Origin of the sequence: Streptomyces sp. NPDC085460 (genome assembly GCF_044541975.1) — a bacterium.
Lineage (GTDB): Bacteria > Actinomycetota > Actinomycetes > Streptomycetales > Streptomycetaceae > Streptomyces.
The window spans coordinates 39,234-56,617 of sequence record NZ_JBITTO010000020.1 but is presented as its reverse complement, the minus strand read 5'-3'; the positions used below and the strand labels follow the sequence as shown (position 1 = coordinate 56,617).

21 protein-coding genes are annotated in these 17,384 nt (G+C 71.5%); 8 read left to right on the top strand and 13 right to left on the bottom strand.

The genetic code is table 11. The annotated features are described in order from the left end of the window. Positions 1-11 precede the first annotated feature (11 nt). Positions 12-1,874, bottom strand: coding sequence for an ATP/GTP-binding protein (locus ACIGHB_RS33210; protein WP_399918440.1), 1,863 nt, complete (start codon positions 1,872-1,874; stop codon positions 12-14). Between ACIGHB_RS33210 and ACIGHB_RS33205 the strand changes: the two genes are divergently transcribed. Then, complete coding sequence (locus ACIGHB_RS33205) at positions 1,848-2,018, top strand: hypothetical protein (RefSeq protein WP_399918439.1); 171 nt, start codon at positions 1,848-1,850, stop codon at positions 2,016-2,018. The two genes, ACIGHB_RS33210 and ACIGHB_RS33205, sit on opposite strands and share 27 nt — an antisense overlap. A 415-nt stretch (positions 2,019-2,433) precedes the next feature. On the opposite strand, the gene ACIGHB_RS33200 is transcribed toward ACIGHB_RS33205, so the two are convergent. The 10 genes from ACIGHB_RS33200 to ACIGHB_RS33155 all read right to left on the bottom strand — a co-directional run bounded on the left by ACIGHB_RS33200 (position 2,434) and on the right by ACIGHB_RS33155 (position 8,733). After that, positions 2,434-2,742, bottom strand: coding sequence for a hypothetical protein (locus tag ACIGHB_RS33200; RefSeq protein ID WP_399918437.1), 309 nt, complete (start codon positions 2,740-2,742; stop codon positions 2,434-2,436). Next, entirely contained in the window at positions 2,739-3,218 is a 480-nt protein-coding gene (locus ACIGHB_RS33195) for a hypothetical protein (protein WP_399918435.1), read from the bottom strand. Before ACIGHB_RS33195 ends, ACIGHB_RS33200 begins: the two co-directional genes overlap by 4 nt. A 115-nt stretch (positions 3,219-3,333) precedes the next feature. Next, a complete protein-coding gene (locus ACIGHB_RS33190) occupies positions 3,334-5,151 on the bottom strand; it encodes a DUF2637 domain-containing protein (RefSeq protein WP_399918433.1) in 1,818 nt (605 codons plus the stop codon). 244 nt (positions 5,152-5,395) lie between these two features. Beyond that, the gene (locus ACIGHB_RS33185) at positions 5,396-5,755 is read right to left on the bottom strand and encodes a hypothetical protein (protein ID WP_399918431.1); all 360 of its coding nucleotides are present in this window, start codon (positions 5,753-5,755) and stop codon (positions 5,396-5,398) included. Positions 5,756-6,143: 388 nt separating this feature from the next. Beyond that, the gene (locus ACIGHB_RS33180) at positions 6,144-6,320 is read right to left on the bottom strand and encodes a hypothetical protein (protein ID WP_359172982.1); all 177 of its coding nucleotides are present in this window, start codon (positions 6,318-6,320) and stop codon (positions 6,144-6,146) included. Between the two features lie 114 nt (positions 6,321-6,434). Then, complete coding sequence (locus tag ACIGHB_RS33175) at positions 6,435-6,749, bottom strand: WhiB family transcriptional regulator (protein ID WP_399918429.1); 315 nt, start codon at positions 6,747-6,749, stop codon at positions 6,435-6,437. Positions 6,750-6,910: 161 nt separating this feature from the next. Beyond that, on the bottom strand, positions 6,911-7,099 hold the full coding sequence (locus ACIGHB_RS33170; protein WP_399918427.1) for a hypothetical protein: 189 nt from the start codon (positions 7,097-7,099) through the stop codon (positions 6,911-6,913). Further along, positions 7,096-7,299, bottom strand: coding sequence for a hypothetical protein (locus tag ACIGHB_RS33165; protein WP_399918426.1), 204 nt, complete (start codon positions 7,297-7,299; stop codon positions 7,096-7,098). The genes ACIGHB_RS33170 and ACIGHB_RS33165 overlap by 4 nt, the downstream gene beginning before the upstream one ends. A 174-nt stretch (positions 7,300-7,473) precedes the next feature. Beyond that, a complete protein-coding gene (locus ACIGHB_RS33160; protein WP_399918424.1) occupies positions 7,474-8,010 on the bottom strand; it encodes a hypothetical protein in 537 nt (178 codons plus the stop codon). Between the two features lie 114 nt (positions 8,011-8,124). Next, positions 8,125-8,733 carry a hypothetical protein gene (locus ACIGHB_RS33155; RefSeq protein ID WP_399918422.1) on the bottom strand — a complete coding sequence of 203 codons (609 nt, stop codon included), beginning with the start codon at positions 8,731-8,733 and terminating at the stop codon, positions 8,125-8,127. Positions 8,734-9,163: 430 nt separating this feature from the next. On the opposite strand from ACIGHB_RS33155, the gene ACIGHB_RS33150 reads away from it, so the two are divergent. From ACIGHB_RS33150 to ACIGHB_RS33140, 3 genes are all read left to right on the top strand, one after another. Continuing rightward, complete coding sequence (locus tag ACIGHB_RS33150) at positions 9,164-9,955, top strand: GntR family transcriptional regulator (protein WP_359172964.1); 792 nt, start codon at positions 9,164-9,166, stop codon at positions 9,953-9,955. A gap of 179 nt (positions 9,956-10,134) precedes the next feature. After that, entirely contained in the window at positions 10,135-11,172 is a 1,038-nt protein-coding gene (locus tag ACIGHB_RS33145) for an AAA family ATPase (RefSeq protein ID WP_359172961.1), read from the top strand. After that, positions 11,169-11,738, top strand: coding sequence for a guanylate kinase (locus ACIGHB_RS33140; RefSeq protein WP_399918419.1), 570 nt, complete (start codon positions 11,169-11,171; stop codon positions 11,736-11,738). The genes ACIGHB_RS33145 and ACIGHB_RS33140 overlap by 4 nt, the downstream gene beginning before the upstream one ends. A gap of 7 nt (positions 11,739-11,745) precedes the next feature. Here the strand turns inward: ACIGHB_RS33140 and ACIGHB_RS33135 are convergent, their stop codons facing one another. Together ACIGHB_RS33135 and ACIGHB_RS33130 are read right to left on the bottom strand one after the other, a co-directional pair. Beyond that, positions 11,746-12,582, bottom strand: coding sequence for a DUF1932 domain-containing protein (locus ACIGHB_RS33135; RefSeq protein ID WP_399918417.1), 837 nt, complete (start codon positions 12,580-12,582; stop codon positions 11,746-11,748). 4 nt (positions 12,583-12,586) lie between these two features. Beyond that, positions 12,587-13,234, bottom strand: coding sequence for an HAD family hydrolase (locus tag ACIGHB_RS33130; protein WP_399918415.1), 648 nt, complete (start codon positions 13,232-13,234; stop codon positions 12,587-12,589). A gap of 114 nt (positions 13,235-13,348) precedes the next feature. Here ACIGHB_RS33130 and ACIGHB_RS33125 point away from each other — a divergent pair, with 114 nt between their 5' ends. From ACIGHB_RS33125 to ACIGHB_RS33110, 4 genes are all read left to right on the top strand, one after another. Further along, on the top strand, positions 13,349-13,657 hold the full coding sequence (locus tag ACIGHB_RS33125) for a helix-turn-helix transcriptional regulator (protein WP_399918412.1): 309 nt from the start codon (positions 13,349-13,351) through the stop codon (positions 13,655-13,657). A 1,017-nt stretch (positions 13,658-14,674) separates the two neighbouring features. Beyond that, complete coding sequence (locus tag ACIGHB_RS33120; RefSeq protein ID WP_399918410.1) at positions 14,675-16,141, top strand: transcriptional regulator; 1,467 nt, start codon at positions 14,675-14,677, stop codon at positions 16,139-16,141. Positions 16,142-16,155: 14 nt separating this feature from the next. Next, positions 16,156-16,488 carry a hypothetical protein gene (locus ACIGHB_RS33115; RefSeq protein WP_399918408.1) on the top strand — a complete coding sequence of 111 codons (333 nt, stop codon included), beginning with the start codon at positions 16,156-16,158 and terminating at the stop codon, positions 16,486-16,488. Beyond that, positions 16,485-17,300 (top strand): DciA family protein, encoded by an 816-nt coding sequence (locus ACIGHB_RS33110; RefSeq protein WP_399918406.1) that lies wholly within the window; start codon positions 16,485-16,487, stop codon positions 17,298-17,300. The genes ACIGHB_RS33115 and ACIGHB_RS33110 overlap by 4 nt, the downstream gene beginning before the upstream one ends. Positions 17,301-17,384 lie beyond the last annotated feature (84 nt).

Genomic DNA, 17,384 nt, shown 5'->3' with positions numbered 1-17,384 from the left:
TCCAGGTCGTTCTAGTCGTGGTGGGCCGCGGCCGACGCGTGCGCGAGGCCGGCGTCCTCCTTGGCGGCCATGTCCTGGCCGTACACGCGGGCGACTTCCTTGGCGGCGAGCGTCGCGGCCTCCTTGGCGAAGCCGCACTGCTCGGCGCACCGCTGGGCCTGCGCCTTCATCCGGGCGGCGGAGTCGGCCAGGTCCGTGATCAGGTCGGTGACCTGGGTGGAGACGTTGTGGTCGCCGCCCAGGTCGGCGGCCATCTCCCGCAGCGCGTCCGCGACCAGAGCCAGGGCCTCCATCAGGGCCTCGGCTCGCTCCTGGTCGGAGGCGGCCTTGATGGCGATGTTCGCCATCCCCATCAGGTAGTCGTCGAACGTGATGTCGGTCCGGTGCTGGGCGCTGAGGTTGCCCTGCGCGGACGGCCTGCTGACCTGCGAGCTGCTCACGCTGCTCCCTTCCGTGCTGGTCGGCCGGCTGGTGCCGGGCCTGGCGGTGTGCGGCTCCGGCGCGGGCGGCAGGCCCCGCACGCCGGTCGTGACGGCCGCGGGGCTGTCGGGGACGATGTCGGCGTCGACGATGTCGTCCTCGCCGCTCTTGGTGCCGGTGTGCGGCGGTCGGGTGGGCCGGTCGGGCCACTCCACCGTCGGGGTGGAGTCCTCCTCGCCGAACGGGCTGCCTGCCGGGCGGCCGCGCCGCCGGGACCGGCCGCCACGCCCGCTTCCCGCACGCCCGGTCCGGCCCGTGCGGCGGGAGCGTCCACGTTCCCCGGCCCGGCCGGCTCCGGTGCGCCGCCGGAACCGGCGCCGCTTCTTCGCCCCGTCAGACGCCCTGTCACCGGCCTTGGAGTCCTTGCCCGGCTCGTCGCCCGCCTTGCCGTCCTTCCCGGCGTCAGAGGCCCCGTCAGGGCCGTCCTTGGCGGTCTTGGAGTCCTTGGTGTCAGTGCCCTTGGCCTTGGAGTCCTCCGAGTCCTTGCCCTTGGAGTCCTTCTCCTTGGTCAGGCTGACCTTCTCCGCCCCGGCCGCCTTCGCGTCCTTGGCGTCCTTGGCGTCCTTCGCGTCGGCGCGGCGCTTGTCCCAGCGGCGCTGGGCCTCCTCACCGAGGGCCTGGCCCAGGGTGGTGCGGCCCGGCGCGGACGACGCCGCGGTCTCCCGCTTCGCCTTCCGCGCCGCGTCGCGCTCCGCCCTCTTGGCCCGGCGGTCCTCCCACGCCGTCTGCCGGTTGGCGCGGGCCTGGTCGCGGTCCTTGGTCCGGTCGGCGAGGCCGGCGGTGTGCCCGGCGCTGCGCCGCTCCTGCCGCCCGGACTGCCGGACCCCAGCTCGTTCCTGCCGCCCCGCCTGCCGGGCCCCGGCGCGATCCTGGCGACCGCGGGCCCGCTCGGCACGGGCGCTGGACGCCGGACCGCGATCTGCCCGCCCGCCACCGCTCTCGCCCTTCGAACTGCCGCTGCGGCCAGAGCCGCCAGAGCCCGCCTGGGAGCCTTTCGAGCCCCCGGACGCCCCGTTGCGCCCGGAACCGGCCGTGTGGCCGCCAGAGGGCCGCTCAGGGCCCTTCTTGCGGTCGCTGCCGCCTCCGCCACTCCCGGTCGATCCGGCCGCCGAACGGCTCCCGGGCGTGCCGGAGTTGGGACCGCGCGAGGCCCCGGGCTTGTTCGGCCCCGGGCTCGAGGAACTGTTACGGGAGGGCCCCGTGCCGCCACCACCGCGCGAGGACCCGCCGCCACCGCCGCCGGCCTTCGAGCGGCCCTTGTCCGCCCCCATCCCGGAGCCGGACGCCGAGCCGGACGCCTTCGTGCGGTCGGCGTCGGCCTTTCCGCGCGCCGCCGCCTTGTCGCCCTTCGCTTTCATCAGCGCGGCGTGGAGCTTTCCGTTCTGCTCCATCATCGCGACTTCCTGGGCGGTGCGGCCCTCGATCAGCGCAGCCTGCCGCGCGATTTCAGCCTCACGGAAAGGCGCCTCGCTTTCGTGATTGGCCCGCGCCATTTCCAGGCGGAATTCCAGCCAGTCACCGAGACGGTCAGCGAGTGAACGGCGCTGCCCGTATTCACCTTCCACGTATTCGCCTTCGGATTCCTCCGCTACCGGCGCGGCGATCCCTTCGGAACGCATTGCCAGTACGGGGTCCGGGGCCGCCGGAACCGCGGGGAGTTCCATGGTGGTCTCCTCCGGGGTTTCCGGGGGAGCCTCCGGGACCTCTTCCGGCGGCGGAATGGTGTCGATGAAATCCGGGATCGGCGGCAGCTCGTAGGTGGAATCACCGCTCCACGGGCCGTGGACCAGGGTCCCGCCGTCGGACTCGTCGGACTCGTCGGACACGGGGCACCTCCCCTCCTGGGGACTTGACAGACAGTGGGGTCTCGTGTGCACGCGTGCACGTGCACGTGTGCACGCTTTACGCGCGCGAGGCCCCGCCGGAGCCCGGCGGGGCCTTCGTGGGTGACGTTCAGTGACGCGGGCCGTGCTGCTTCAGCACGGTGTCCGCGTACTGCATGAGGTGGTCGAACAGCCGCGGGTCGCCCGCCTGCCGCTTCTCCAGCACCAGCTTGAAGAGGCGGCAGACCAGCGTGAATGCGGTGATGACATCATCGCGACCGGATTTGACTTCCCTGGCGATTTCAGTCCGGGTGACTCGGAGCCAGAATTCCATCCGGCCGGTCTCTCCGCGACTTTCGATCGCCTTGCGCTCTTCTTCCCGCAGCCAGCCGATCCGCCCTTGAATGGAGCGTTCGACGCTGCTGAGGGGGCGCGTCACGCCGACTCCCTCTTACCGAGGTCGAAAATCGACGTGGGACCACTGTAGCCGGAATTCTGCGGCTGCGCACCCTGCTGCGGCGGGTTGGGCGCGGCCTGGAGGACCGGCGGGTTCTTCTTCCGCTGCTTTTCCAGCTCCTTTTCTTTCCTTTCCTTGGCCGTATTCACCACGGCCTCGTCGTGGGCGCGGCGCTTGTAGGCGCTCTTTTCCAGGCCCTCGGTGAGGTTCTTCAGGTTCTTGAGGACGTTTCCGAGGGCCCTTTCGACGGGCATCGCGCGCAGCCTGGCGTGGTACCAGCGGTCGCCCTCCACGTGGGTGTCGCGCAGGTGCACCTGGGTCTCGATCGAGAGGGTCTCCAGGTTCTTGCCGATGTCCAGCAGGACCCGCTGGACGTCGGCCAGGTACCGGGCGGTGGCCTCCGGGCTCTGCGCGACGTCGCGCAGGGGGGAGTAGTTCGGGTCGTTGTTGCTGTTCACGGCGGGGTTTCCCTCCTGGTGTACTGGTGGGGCTGTCGACTGCTTCCGGCAGTCGCAGCGAGGGCCAGCCCGCTTCCTTCGGGCTGGCCCTCACTGGTGTGTGCCGGACGGTGGATCAGGGGCGGTAGCCGCCGGCGAGCAGCTCGGCCGCCTCCTGGCGGTACTCCGAGGCCGTGCCGGGCGAGGTGACCGCCAGCTCGTGCTGAATCTTCGTGAGCGGCAGCTGGTCGGCTTCGCCGCCGGCCGCGAGGATCATCCGGGCGACCTTGCGGACCGCCCGCTCGCGCGGCTTGAGCTTCGCGGCGTCCTCGGCTTCGACCGCGCGCCGCTCGATTTCGGCGGCAGCCCGCCGCGTTTCGGCAGCGCGGCGGTCCGCTTCGGCAGCGGCCTCACGAGAGCGCGCCGCGTCGGCGAGAGCAGACTCCCGGCGGCTGTCCTCCTCCGCCTTCTTGCGGTCGGCTTCGGCAGCAGCGCGCCGCGTTTCGGCGGCGGCCTTCTCCGTTTCGGCAGCGACCCGGTCCGCTTCGGCAGCGGCCTTGCGGGCCTCGGCGATGGCCTGGGTCTCGATGGCCTGTGCCTCCGCCGCGGCGACCCGGTCGGCCTCCGCCGCTTCCTTCCGCTTAAGGGCCGCCTGGCGCTCCAGCTCGGCCGCATCCAGGTCGGCAGCAGCCGCCGCCTTACGCGCCTGGGCGATCCGCTCGGTCTCGATCGCGCCGGCCTCGGCCGCCGCGATCTTGTCCGCCTCGGCCGCCGCCCTGCGCTGCTCGGCGGCCTTCCGCTCGAGCTCGGCCTTCGCCAGGTCCGCGGCGGCTGCCGCCTTGCGCTCCTCGGCCTCCAGGTGCTCCGCCTCGGCCTCGCGGGCGCGGGCTTCGGCGACCACGGCGTTGTCGAGGGCCTGAAGTTCCAGCTCAGCGGCCCGCTCTGCGGCGCTGACCTGGGCTCGGGCGTGGGCTCGGGCCTGGCCGGTCTGGCCGTCGACCTCCGCCTGGACCAGGTCGACCTCGCCCTTGGCGCGCAGCCGCTCGGCCTCCGCCTTGGCCTTGGCGACCTCGCTGCGGGTCTCCGCCTCCAGGCGCCGGCGCTCGGCCTCCGCCTTGCGCTCCTGGGCTGCCCGTTCCTGATCGTCGGGCATGGCCAGGGCCTGGGCGACGGTGTAGCCGTGCGCGGCCATCTTCATCGGCAGCAGCTCGTCCTCCGTGGCCTTGCCGAGGTCGCCGTCGTACTTGCGCTTGAGCCACTGCTCGTAGGCGATGAGCTCCTGCTGGCGCCGGATCATCTCCGGGTAGGAGGTGACGTTGTGCAGGCGCATCCGGCGGTAGAACCGCGGGGTGGCGACCGGGGAGAGGATCCAGCGGTGCAGCGGGATCCGGTCGGTGACCGTCCCCGCCTCCAGCCTGGCCTTCTGGATGATCAGGCGGCGGGCGGCCTCCACGCCGATCACGAACAGCACCGGCATGACGCCGTGGCTGGCGGCCTGCACCGGGTCGGAGGCGATCTGGCCCTGTGAGCTGGCGTTGAACCAGATCGTCGCGCCGGTCATCGCGTGCGCGGCCATCCGCAGGAGCGGCCACGCGGTGTTCTTTCGGATCAGGTACAGGTCGAGCGCGAGGAACGCGATGATGCTGGCGTCGACGCCGACCGGGAACCACGGGGCCAGCTCCTGGCTGAACCCCCAGCTCAGGGCAACCTTGGCCAGGGTGCTGTAGGACATCGCGAAGCCGATGACGCCGACCAGCGTTCCGCCGACCGCGGCGACAAGCGACAGCGCGGTCATCAGCCGGTCACGGGTGGGCTTGATCGTCTTCCGCTTATCCGGTCCCGAAACGCCCCGGGCCGCTCCCGAAACCTTCTCGGGCGTGTCCGAAGTGCGGCCCGGCGGGCGCGAAGCGGGGGTGTCGGGAGCCGCGGTCTGCGGCATGTCGGTGATCGTCATGAGGGCCTCCGAAGGGGTCGTTCAGGGTGTGCGCGAAACGGCGGGGGCTGCTCCCGAAACGCGGCGAGGTGTTCCCGAAGCAGTGGCCGCTGGGAGCGGTTGATCACGAAGCTGGCACCGGCTCTACCCGCTCCGCGCGCACGAGAAGGCCGGCGGCCCGGGGGCGGGCGGCCGTACTCGCGAAGCGTCGCGAGGCGGGCTCGAAACTGGATGCGGCTCCCGCCGGGCGGGCGCGAAGTCAGCGTCAGTGCTTGGGGAACTGCGCGCCGTGCCGCCGAAGGTCGGCGGTGGTGATGCCGAAGTGCCGGCACCGGTCGATCAGCGGCTGAAGCCTGGTGCCCTCGGCGAGCGCCTTGGGCGAGCCGACGCCGCACCGCTTCTGCGTGGCGAACAGCTCGTTGAGTGCGGTCGCGGTGCGGGCGGCGTGCTGCTCGAAGCGGCCCTCGCCGACCCACTCCTCCGCGATGACGTGGAGGGTGGTGCGCCAGCTGCCGTCGCAGTCCTCGGGGTCGATCGGCGGGATGTCGCTGCCGAAGATCGCGAACACGGTGGCCTGGGCGGTGGCTTCCGTGCCGGGCTGGAGCGGGGTCATCGTCGTGGCCATGGGGGCCTCCCTCGGCTGTTCGGTCCGGGCTGTCCGGCTCCCCTTCACCGCCCGTCCCGGCCGCCGGGGTCGGCGGTCGGTGCGGGCGGATCAGGCAGTCGTCAGACGTCAGTTGCCGTCGGAGCTGGCGGTCCACTCCGGCGGGATCGTGTGGCCTTCGCGAAGCCGGATGGTGTCGCGCACCCTCGCGGCGGAAGAGGTCTCCGGCTCGACGGGGCCAGCGGCCGAAGCGGGCTTCGCCGGTCGTAGGGAGATGCGGGGCCGGTTCTTCATGACTCGCTCCAGGTGTCCGGGGGTGGGGCCGGGCAGTCCAGCTCCCCTTCACCGCTCGTCCCGGCGCCGTGGTGTGCGGCGGCCGGGACGAACGGATCAGGCAACCGGCAGTCCGTCACTGCGGGTCGGTGGTGACCTCGTCGCGGGTGGGGAAGTTGGTGCGGCCGTCGTCCATGCGGACCGTCAGGTGGCCTCCGGTGTGCACCTCCTCGACGGTTCCCTGGTCTCCGGCGCGGTGCCGGGTGCCCAGGGCCTCGATGTCCGCGGTGAGCGTGATGCGGTTTCCGCGCATGTCTGTCCTGCCTTCCAGGGATCGGGTCCGGGCTGTCCGGCTCCCCTTCACCGCCCGTCCCGGCCGCCGTGGTCGGCGGCCGGTGCGGGCGGATCAGGCAGCCTGCAGACCGGATCAGGAGTCGTTGCGGGCCCGCTGGCGGGCGGCGCGGCGCTTCATGGCGCGGCGCTCGTCCTCGCTCAGACCGCCCCACACGCCGGTGTCCTCGCCGTGCTCCAGCGCCCACTGGAGGCAGGTCTCCATCACGGGGCAGCGACGGCAGACGGCTTTGGCCTCCTCGATCTGGAGCAGCGCCGGGCCGGTGTTGCCGATCGGGAAGAACAGGTCGGGGTCCTCCTCGCTGCACGCGCTGGCCTCCCGCCAGTTCGTGTTCACCGGCAGGTCGGCGGAGGGGGCGTAGCCGGCGTTTACGATGTAGCTGCGATTCATCAGGGCCTCCCAGAAGGTCCAGTGCAGAAGTCAGCCCCGGGGCGGCCACCCCGGGGCTGTTGCATGTCGTGGCGGCCGGACGGCCGGAGCGGGCGGGAGCTCCCGGCGCTCTCCGCCGGCCCCGGCCGAGAACGGCGCGGGGACGACGGGCAGGGCCGGGTTCAGCGCTGCTGCTTCTTCTGTCGTGCGAGGTAGGCGTCCTGGAGGCGGGCGAACCGCTCGTGGATCGGTGTCCCGGCCTCGCACGGCTCCTCGGCCTGGCAGGCCGCGCACCCACCGAGGTGGGTGGTGGAGTCCTCGAACGACTTCATGTAGCGGACGTACAGGTCGTCGGTCGGGCGGGCGGTCATCGGCCGCTGCCCTGCGAGGAGCGCTTGTTGACCTCGGCGAGCTTCCGGCTCAGCTCTGCGGGGTCGTCGGCCATCAGGGGACGGACCAGCTGGTAGAAGGTGTCGGTCTCGTCCCGCTCCGGGCCGCGCTGGTTGTCCTCTTCCTCCATGTCGCGGACGAGGCCAGCCGACGGAGCGGCGGGAAGGGGACGTGTCATCATGCTGTGCATCAGGTCCTCCGAGTCAGGTCCTGGACAGCCCCGGGGCCCTAATCCCTGGGGCTGTCGCGTTCACTCCCCAGTTGGGGAGTCGGCCGCTGTACGAGCAGCCACGGCCCCGGCCACCCCGGTTTCGTCGGGGTGGCCGGGGCCGTGGGCGTTCGTCCGGAAGGCGGGTCAGGCGGCGCGGGGCGCGAAGTCCTTCGCCCTCTGGAAGATCGGGGCGGGAAGGCCGTGCCGCGCTCGGAGCTCCTCGACCTCCGCGTCGCTGAGGCCGTACCGCGCAGCGCCGTTCACGTAGTTCGACAGGGCCTCGTAGTGATCCTCCGGGAGGACCCCGCCGTTCTGCGCGACGACGTCGGCGAACTGCGGCAGCACGAGGTTGAGGAAGTGGAAGGCGTAGTCCCTGTCCTTCGCCCCGGGCTCGGCCGTGCTGGTCTCGCCCGCATCCGGCTGCTCCCGGACCGCCCGAAGGTGGACTTCCAGCTCGGCCGCCTTCTTCTCCGCACGGTTCGCCCGGGAGTCGGCGACCTCGTACGCGGCCAGTGCCGACGTCCGAGCGAGGCGAGCCTCGTTCAGTTCGCCGGTCAGGCGCTTCACCTCGGCGTCCTTCGCCTCGACGCTCACGGCCTGGGCGGCGGCCTCCTGCTCGGCGCGGGCGAGCTTGTCGCGTAACGCGTCGGCGGTCGTGCGTCGTACAAACGGCAGCTTCATGCGGCTGTCCCTTCATGCTGGAGGTCAACTCGGCTGGTCGTACGAGCAGCCGCGGCCCCGCCCACCCCGGTTTCGTCGGGGTGGCCGGGGCCGCGGTCGTTCGTCCGGAGCGGATCAGCTCGCGCGGCGCTCAGGGTGCAGCGTCTTGAGCGGCACCGGCGGCGCTCCCAGCGGCGCGGCACCGGCGGGCAGCTGCGCCCGGCGGGCGTCGGCGTCGCGAACCGCGGGCGCGGTCGCCGCCCACTGCTCCTTCCGCAGCCGCCACAGGGGCCGTCCGTTGCCGCGCTCGTCGCCCGTCGGCGCCTGCTTCTGCGCGGCGATCTGGCTGACGGCCGGGGCGGGCTGCACCTTCGGCTTGCGCCGCACGGTGGTCCGGCGGCGGTGGCCGGTCTCCGCGCGACCGTCCTCCAGGCGCTCCGCCCACTTCTTCACCAGCACGTCGACCGTGACCAGGCGGTTGCTGCCCAGGCGGCAGCGGACGGCCGGGGCCTCGAACGCGCGGCCGGTGTCGTGCGGCACGAGCTTGGGCTTCTTGGTCTGGAGACCGGTGATCGGCACCCACGTCTCGCAGTCGGGGCAGACCAGCGACGCGCAGGCGGGGCGCAGGTCGTACTGGTTGGGCTTGAGGGTGGAGAGGGCGAGCGCCGGGCGGGCGTTGACGGTGCGGGAGCGGGTCCGGCTCTTGCGGGGCCGGGCGGTGCGCTCAACGGTGGAAGCAGACATCTGAACTCCTCGTGACGGAGCGGCAGGGGGAGCGTCGCGATGCTCTCTCCGCCCTCCAGGCCGCACGGCACAAGGCCGGCGTCCCGCAGGACAGACAGCGCACAGCGCTGCGACGTACTCGCAGTGGTCGCGGCCGTCAGGCTCCGGAGGAGTTCGATGGTGCTCTCGCGTCCCTGGGCGAACCCGAGGACGACTACTCCGGCCGACCCCGAAGGGCGGACGACTACTGCGGTCTTGCAGTGGTACTGAGAGGCGTAACCCCTGCTCAACGGAGCGTTAGGGCTATCGCTATCGCCTAGTAGAGACCATGCCGGGTCGCCGAGTCAATAGCGATAGCTCTATTCGTGTCGATCGGTTGTGCTCGCGCATCGCTGCCTGATAGAGCTAGCCCTAGAATCAGATCCGCACAGCACTCTGAAAGGTGGCTTCGATGCCCGTCTCGTATCGCGACATCGCCGCTGACCTGCGACAGCAGATCAGCGAGGGGCGATACATGCCGGGGGACAAGCTGCCGATGCTGACCGAACTCCAAACCCAGTACGGCGCCGGCTACCAGACCGTGCGAAGCGCCATCTCGCTCCTGGAGCAGGAGGGCCTGGTCGTCGCGGTACGCCGCAGGGGGACCATCGTGCGGGAGCGCCCTGAGAAGCGACGCATCACCCGGTCCCGCCAGGTCTTCCGCGATGAGATCGGCTACTACTTCGACCCGACTGCCCAGCCGTGGGTGGCCTTGGAGCCTCCCACCCTTCGCTGGGGCATTGTGCCGGTCGATCTCGCTGCCCTCATGGGCCTCCCCACCGGATCCGAAGTCCTCGTTCGCGACCGCGTGATGGGCGATCCCGAGAGCAGGAAGCCGAAGCAGTTGGCCACCAGTTACCTGCCGGCCGAACTCGCTCGAGGAACTCGACTCGCAGAAGCCGACACGGGACCCGGAGGCATCTACGACCGTCTGGAGGAAATGGGCCACCGCCCCCTCCGCTGGAGCGAAGGCGTCTCCGCCCGCATGCCCTCGCCTGAAGAGGCGGAGGCATTGGATCTCCCCGCCGACGTTGGCGTTCCGCTCCTGCGCGTCGTTCGAGTCACGACCAGTTCCAGCGGTGAGGTCGTCGAGCTGAATGACACCAGGATGAGCGCCGAGGAATTCGAGATCGGCTACTCCATCCGACGCCATGCGAGCGCTCGGCTCGCTGACGACGACGGAGATGGTGACGACGACAACTGACAGCACCTCACGTGTCATGGTGCCCCTCCCGTCGGCTGGCCTCGTGAGGGCCATCACACTCGGGTCAAGCAGGACGAGCCATCACAGGGGCTTGTCCAAGCTCGTACGCACCGCCATTCACGCGTTTTCAACATCCGCGTATACATGCGATTTGCAGCCCGCGCCCTAGGCTCGCGGCCATGACGATGACGGAGGGGCAGAGGGTGGGGAAGCAGCGCGCAGGATGGAGGCCGGACCGGCTGCGGGAGCAGCGTGAGGCCCACGGCCTGACTCTGGAGAAGGCCGGCGAACGCCTTCGGGCGGTTGCCGAGCAGGCGAAGCTCAAGGGCATCCCCGCCGCGAATCCGCAGACTCTGTGGCAGCACGAGCAGGGCGAGGTCTACCCCGGCCCCCACTACCGGCGGGCCTATTGCCTCCTCTACCGGGCCACTGAGCCCGACTTGGGATTTCGTACGGCCCTCCCTGGGGAGGAGTCCTCCTTCAAGCTCACGCCGCTGGACGACCGTCTCAACGGATCACATGTCCTGGCTGTTGAGCGCGCTATTCACCGCATCGCGCCGGGCTCGGACGAGGCCGACCACTTCGACCTGCAGCAGCGGATCATCGACGCGTGGAAGCGGAGGCACACCGGCGGCGACCCTCACCGTCCGGTGCTCATCCTGGTCGGCGGTTTCGCCGGCAGCGGCAAGACCGAGTTCGCCCGCTTCGTCGTCCAGCTCACCGGCTGGCCGCTGCTCGACAAGGACCCGCTCACCCGCCCGCTCGTGGAGCGCCTCCTGGTCGCCCTGGGCGGCGACGCGAACGACCGGCACACCGACCTCTACCGCGAGCAGGTCCGGCCGGTGGAATACGACTGCCTGATGCAGTCGGCCATGGCCAACATCAAGTGCGGCATCAGCACTGTGCTCACCGCGCCGCTCATCTCCGAGATGACCGACCCTGCCTGGATGCAGCGCCTGACCAACCGGGCCGGCGCGATGGGCGTCGACGTCTTCCCTGTGTGGGTGCGATGCGACGAAGAGTCGATGCGCGAGTACATCGGATTCCGGTCCGCCGCCCGCGACGCGTGGAAGCTGGCGCGCTGGGACGAGTACATGGCGACCATCGACCTGGAGCTGCGCCCGGCGGTGCCGCACCTAGTGGTGGACAACCGGCTGGGCGCCGCAATCTCGCTCGCGGACCAGGCCCGGCAGGCGATGGGGGCGATGCACTCGTGAAGCGGAAGCAGGGCGTGATCCTGTACGGGCCGCCGGCCGCGGGCAAGGACACCGTCACCACCGCGCTCAGCGACCTCGACCCCAGGTACGCGCAGTTCGCGCGGCTCAAGGTGGGGACGGGTAAGGCCACCGGCTACCGGATGGGCACACCCGAGCAGCTGCACGAGCTGGAGGCTGTGGGCGATGTCGTCTACGCGAACACCAGGTACGGCAACACGTACGCGATCGACCGGCCCGGCGTCGGCACGGCGTTCGCGGCCGGGGTGCCCGTGGTGCACCTCGGACAGGTTGACGGCATCCGCGCGCTGGTCGACGGCTACCCGGCCGACTGGTCAGTGGTGCTGCTGTGGTGCCCGCGCGAGGTGACCGAGCAGCGGTCGGCGGGACGCGGCGACAGCGACACCGCGGCACGCCTGGCGGCGTGGGACGCAACCCGTGAGGACCTGGACGCACACCCGGGTGCGACCTGGGACCTGACCATCGACACCACGGAAGCGTCCCCGCAGGATGCGGCGCGGCTCATCGACCAGCTGCTGGCGCAGCGGGCGGGAGCGGCGACGGCATGAACGTCGGCTACGGCTGGGCGAGCTGGTCCAAGGCGTCGGTGAGCGTGAGCTCGCCGTCCTTGGCGTCGTTCCAGCGTGCCAACGTGGACGCGGCCGCGCGCAGCATCTCCGGCGGAAGGCCGGCGGCCGCGAGCGTGTCGGCGGCCTCCTCCAGCTCCGGGCCCCAGCGCCAGGCGCGCGCCGCCGTCTTGGCTACGTACTCCGGTTCCGCGAGGTACGAGTCGGTACGCCGGGAGGCGACCTCGATGAGCTCCTGGTCGACTCCGTGCTCGCGCGCCATGCCGACCGCGAGCGCCACCAGCACTCGGCTCGTCTTCTGGAACGCGGCGTACGACAGCTTCAGCGCGGACGCCTGTCCCACCTTCGTACCCAGTACCGCCGTCCGGACGGCGGTACCTGCGAACAGAACTTCGATGCGCTCTGTCTCGCCGATCGGGCCGGACAAGTACAAGGTCGGCGTCTTGCCCCGGACCGGCGGAGAGCCGACCACGCCGCCGTCCACGACGGTCGCGTCCGGTTCGAGCAGCGCGGCGATCCGCTGTGCCCGCTCGGGATTGATGGCGTTCGCCTCCACGTACACCCCGGCGAAGCGGTGCGCGGCGACGTCGCGGGCCAGGTCCTCGGCGGCCGCCGGCGGGCAGAGGCTGATGACGATGTCGCTGCGATCCAGCAGTTCGGCCAGCTCGGCCACCGGTGTCAGGCCGAACCGGGCGGCGCGCGCCGCCGACGCGGTACTGCGGCCCGTCTCGCACCAGAGGACCGCGGCCGCGTTGGTCGTGGCGCAGGCGGCGACGGCGGCGCCCATGCTGCCGGGGTGGAGGATGCCGACGGTCGGCTGGTCCACGGTGCTACTCCGTCTCGTTGAGCAGGATGGTGATGGCGTCGGTGACGTCGTCAACGGCGTGGTGCGCAGCCGGGAGTCCGTCAGGCCACGGTCGACCGCGCAGCCAGATGGTGCGCAGGCCGGCCTGATGTCCTCCGCCAATGTCTCCGCCCGGGTTGTCGCCGATCATCCAGCCGCCGTCCGCGAGGCTCACTCCGCACCGGGACGCCGCGAGCTCGAAGAGGCGCAGGTCCGGCTTGCGGATCTCCAGGTCGCCCGAGACCGCGACGCCGTCAACCAGGGAGGCGAGGCCAGTCGCGGCGAGTTTGGCTCGCTGGATATCGCTGGCCCCGTTGGTGACGATGCCGATCGTCCAGGCGGCCGCGCGCAGGCGTGCCAAGCCCTCGAGGACTTCGGGGTGGCAGGTGACGGTGGCCGACATGAGGTCGACGTACTCCTGCCACAGTTCTGCGCCCGACGCCTCCAGGCCGAAGGCGTCCCGCAGCCGGGCGAAGTCGTTGACGGTCGCACGGTCGGCCAGTTCGGTACGCAGCCACCGCTCGGCATCCGGGCACAGCGCGCGGGAGCGACACAAGCACGTCAACGCGTCGCTGAGCGCCGACTGCCGGTCGACCAGCGTGCCGTCGAGATCAAAGAAGGCGAAGCGGGGCACGGGCACGGACCCTACCGGGCGCCGAATAAAACTCAGTTCGCGGCGGGCGTTTCCCGCGAGTGGAGATCAGATCGTGTATCTTTCACAGTTACAACGATCATGAGAGGCTCGACCATGCCCGACCCGGACCGCTCCCAGCAGGTTGACGCCCTGCTGAACGCCCTGCCCGAGACTCTGCCGTCTCCGCATGTGCGCGCGAAGCTGCGCCTCGCGGCCGGCCTCACTCAGCAGGACGTCGCGGATGCCGTGGGCGTGAAGAGGGTCGCGGTCACGCGCTGGGAGTTGGGTCAGACCAGCCCCCGACGTCCGCATCGCGAGAACTACCTGCGCCTGCTTCGCGGTCTCGCGGAACGCTTCCCCGATGCCGCGAAGGCGGATGAGGGCACGCCGACGCCAGCCTCGGATTCAAGGGGGTCGGGGTGACGTAGCCGCCACCGGCCGCGCGGCCACCTTGCGGACTGACAATCCGCTTCGGCCAGCGCGGCCCTTCGCACCGACTGGGGCGTGACACCTCAGTTCGGTTGCTCAGTTCCGGTTGACGCCGGTCCTGAGCTTCGGCTCATCGAGCCAGTTCCTATGCAATACCCCGCCTTGACAAGCGGGTCGGCCCCTTTGACAAGGGCCACCAGCAGTACCCCGACCGTTGACGCGGTCGGCGTCCTACCTGCAAGACCTGGCCGTTGACGACGGCCAAGTCCTGCACCTCAGCAACACCCGGCCGCTGACAACGGCCACGTCCCGCTGATCCGCGGGGCCCCGTGAGGGGTCCTGCGGTTCACCAAGATCAAGAGGAGAGGAGAAATCTCCCCCCGCCCGATCGGTGTCCGCCCGCTTCTCGCGAAGGGGGCGGCCCCTGACACATCCGCAAGGAGGTCGGTCCAGCCCCGAGGGGCTCTGGTCCGTCCAGCTAGATGGAAGGTAGGTCGTTCTCATAGTGCCCGAAGTGGTGTCCCCCTGTCAGCTTGACCTTGTCCGTTTCACCCCGGTTCAGGCGTGGCGGTCGTTCCGCGCGGCGGGATCGAAGTACGGTTCATCCCCCCTTTTCCGGTTCGTGCAGGAAGAGGGTCTTCCGGTAGGAAGCTACAAGCGCGGTGCTTTCGGAGCGGTCTCGCCGAGTTCCTTCGCGGCGCCGGCTGTCCGGCTCGTGCACCCGCTCGCGAACGTCGCCCGCAACTCCGTCGACGGGGGCATCCCCGAGGGCGGCTTCCCGTGTGGCGGGACGCGATCCGAAGTTCCTGTCCGCCGTGCGGGAGCACGGGGGGTAATCCGTGCTGAGCGGACTCTGTCCACAGGTCGTCCGGTCCAGGCTGCCGAGATGATCGCTTTCACCGCTGTACCCACGTTCCACCTTCCGGCCGCTACGGGTGCTCGATGAGCGCCGTGGCGGCGGAGGCCGCTGTGGTGGTGCCCGGGCCGCGCGTGGCGTCCGATGTCGTTGAGGTGCGCACGCTGCCTGATCTGTTCGTGCCGGAGGTGTCGCAGTGGCTGTCGTCGTCGGCGGGCCGGCGCGCGCTGGACGGTTACTCGTGGATGCAGTCGGTTCACTGGGTGGCGGGGTCGGGGCTGTACCAGCCGCGGCGGCACCGCTCGTCCGGTCTGCGGTCGTTCACCGCCACGACCGTGTTCGTCGCCCAGCTCCTGGCGGAGCTTTCCCCATGCAGGCCCGGGATCGACTACCTGGTTCGGCGTACGGGGCTGTCCGAGCGGGCGGTGGAGTACCACCTGGCGGCGCTGCGGGAGACCGGGCTGCTGGCGTGGATCGTCAAGGGCACGCGGGTGCGGGGGGAGCGGGCGCAGGCGTCGGAGTTCGCCCTGATGGTCCCGGTGGAGTTTGACCGGGCGCTGGGGATCCGTACGGCCGGCGAGGGGACGGGTCGGCGGGTTGTCGGGATCGCGGAGGCTGGCCGGAAGCTGATGGCGAAGCTGGCGACGCGGGCGGCGCGGAAGGTCCGCCGACCGCGCCGGAAGCCGTCGACGACGACGTCGAAGCCGGTCTCGAAGGCTCCTGCTGGGGGCGCCGGGGAGGGTGCTGGCGGGGCTGCTGAGACGGTTGTTTCAGGGGGGCCGCGTTGCACCCCAATGGGGGGTGGTTCCACTGGCTGCTCTTCTGCGGGTGGTACTTACTTCCCCCCTGAGAGCAAGCTCGCAAGCGGGGAGAGCGAGTCCACCCCGAAGAAGTCCAAGGCGAAGGCCGCTGGTGGGCGGAAGCCGAAGAAGGCGCTGAACAAGATCGGTCGCCGCTTCCAGCTGGCCGGTGAGCTGACCCGCCGGGTGGAGTGGCTGCGTGGCTGCTCGGTGCCCCGGATCGCCTGGGTGGCGCGGGAGGTCGCCGACGCCGGGTGGACTTCCGACGAGGTCCTGGCCTGGCTGGAGATGCGCGGCACCGCTGAGCGGGTCCGCCGCGGCTCCGGCCTGCTCGCCGTCCTGCTCGCGTCCGCGACGACCGTGCTGGACACCCCGGCCAAGCGGACGGCTGCGGTGGAACAGTGGCACCGGGCGGAAGAGGCCCGGCGCCGCCACCGGATCGAGCGTGTCCGTGCGGCGCGCGAACAGCACGACGGTGGCTGGGAGGCCCCGGTGAGCCGTGCCGTGCGGCGCGAGGTCGAGGCCGCCTTCGACCAGCTGCTCACCCCCGCCCCCGCTCCCGCTCCCGTCGACGTCGAGGAGGGCCAGGGCCTGGTCCTCGACGGCACCGAGACCTTCGAGCTCGGCGATGAGGAGCTGGCGCCGCTGATCGCGGCCATGCGCGAGGAGCTCGCCTACGGCCGTACGGACCTCGTCTCCGCCGCCATCGAGACCCTCGGCGCCGAGGAGGCCGCGCGCGTCCTGGGCGAGGGCCTGGTCCGCCGCGCCCTCCAGCTCGAAGGGCTCGCCCGCAACTCATCCGTCACCTTCGGCACCCGGTAGAGAGGCCGACGACCATGCAGATCTTCCGTGCTCCGTCCGATCCCGAGGTCCGCCGGCTGGTCGAGCAGACCGTCCACGACCTCCTGCCCCAGCAGCCCGACACCGCTGTCGTGCTGACCGCCGACACCCCCGCTGGCGTCGACGACCTCGACCCCGAGGAGGCCGCCGCGCTGCGGACCGCCGCCCGCACCGCCCTGATGTACGGCGACACCGAGCTGATCACCTCGCTCGTCGACGCCTGCGGCCGCGAGAGCGCCGACCGCCTCTACGGCCCCGGCCTCGTCGCTTACGCCCTCGGCCTCGCGCACGCCAGCCACCACGTCACGATCGGCGGGACCCAGCGATGACCGACACCCTCAACCCGCCGCCCGCTCCGACGACCACGCCCTCCTCCGTCGCGCCGTCCGGTGCAACGGGGGCTCCGGGGGCGGGTGCCGATCTGGCCCGGATCGCCCTGCACCAGGCCCGCGCCGCCGCGAAGGCCCGCGGCCAGCAGGCCACCCGCGCACCCCGCCGCCGACCCCGGCCCAACGGCGCGTTGCCCGACCGGCGGGACCCGGCCGGGTTCGCGGTCGTCCTGCAGCACCTGATGGCCGAGCGCGCGTGGGACATGCCCGCCGCCGGCGGCACCGTCCTGGCCCAGTGGCCCGGGATCGCCGCGGCCGTCTCCCCGACCCTGCCCGCCCACGTCCAGGCCACCGGTTACGACCCCGAGGCCGGCCGTCTCGACCTGCGCCCCGACTCCCCGGCCTACGCCACCCAGCTCCGCCTCCTCACCGCCCGGATCATCACCACCGCCAACGAACACGTCGGCTCCTCCGCCGTGAAGGCGCTGCGGGTCCTGCCGCCCGGCGCCGTCGACACCACCCCACCCCCGGCCGCCGACCGGCCCGCCTCCAGCGCGGCCGCGGCCCCGGCCGGGCCGGTGAAGACCAGGGAGACCGCATCGGCCGGCTACCGCCTCGCCCTCGAAGCACACCGCGCCGCCGTCGACCCCGCCCACCAGCGCCCCGCCGCACCCGACGACGGCGACCCCTCCCGCATCCCCGCCGACGCCCAGGTGGCCTTCGCCGACTACCGCGCCCAGGCCCGCGAGACCGCCTCCGCGATCCAGGACGCCGCCATCCGCCGCGCCCGCGCCGAACGCACCGCCGCATGACCCCGGCACGGGAAGCGGCCTTGCCGCCGTCCGGGGCGTCCAGGCCGAGTGCGCCCTCGTTTCCGCAAGCAGACCTTCGACCAC

What these genes read in the sequence shown, in the direction of transcription:
- ACIGHB_RS33115 (WP_399918408.1), top strand. Translation starts at nt 16,156, where the DNA reads ATGCAGATCTTCCGTGCTCCGTCCGATCCCGAGGTCCGCCGGCTGGTC.
- ACIGHB_RS33165 (WP_399918426.1), bottom strand. Translation starts at nt 7,299, where the DNA reads ATGATGACACGTCCCCTTCCCGCCGCTCCGTCGGCTGGCCTCGTCCGC.
- ACIGHB_RS33145 (WP_359172961.1), top strand. Translation starts at nt 10,135, where the DNA reads ATGACGATGACGGAGGGGCAGAGGGTGGGGAAGCAGCGCGCAGGATGG.
- ACIGHB_RS33110 (WP_399918406.1), top strand. Translation starts at nt 16,485, where the DNA reads ATGACCGACACCCTCAACCCGCCGCCCGCTCCGACGACCACGCCCTCC.
- ACIGHB_RS33175 (WP_399918429.1), bottom strand. Translation starts at nt 6,749, where the DNA reads ATGAATCGCAGCTACATCGTAAACGCCGGCTACGCCCCCTCCGCCGAC.
- ACIGHB_RS33190 (WP_399918433.1), bottom strand. Translation starts at nt 5,151, where the DNA reads ATGACGATCACCGACATGCCGCAGACCGCGGCTCCCGACACCCCCGCT.
- ACIGHB_RS33210 (WP_399918440.1), bottom strand. Translation starts at nt 1,874, where the DNA reads ATGATGGAGCAGAACGGAAAGCTCCACGCCGCGCTGATGAAAGCGAAG.
- ACIGHB_RS33170 (WP_399918427.1), bottom strand. Translation starts at nt 7,099, where the DNA reads ATGACCGCCCGCCCGACCGACGACCTGTACGTCCGCTACATGAAGTCG.
- ACIGHB_RS33185 (WP_399918431.1), bottom strand. Translation starts at nt 5,755, where the DNA reads ATGGCCACGACGATGACCCCGCTCCAGCCCGGCACGGAAGCCACCGCC.
- ACIGHB_RS33125 (WP_399918412.1), top strand. Translation starts at nt 13,349, where the DNA reads ATGCCCGACCCGGACCGCTCCCAGCAGGTTGACGCCCTGCTGAACGCC.
- ACIGHB_RS33150 (WP_359172964.1), top strand. Translation starts at nt 9,164, where the DNA reads ATGCCCGTCTCGTATCGCGACATCGCCGCTGACCTGCGACAGCAGATC.
- ACIGHB_RS33160 (WP_399918424.1), bottom strand. Translation starts at nt 8,010, where the DNA reads ATGAAGCTGCCGTTTGTACGACGCACGACCGCCGACGCGTTACGCGAC.
- ACIGHB_RS33180 (WP_359172982.1), bottom strand. Translation starts at nt 6,320, where the DNA reads ATGCGCGGAAACCGCATCACGCTCACCGCGGACATCGAGGCCCTGGGC.
- ACIGHB_RS33155 (WP_399918422.1), bottom strand. Translation starts at nt 8,733, where the DNA reads ATGTCTGCTTCCACCGTTGAGCGCACCGCCCGGCCCCGCAAGAGCCGG.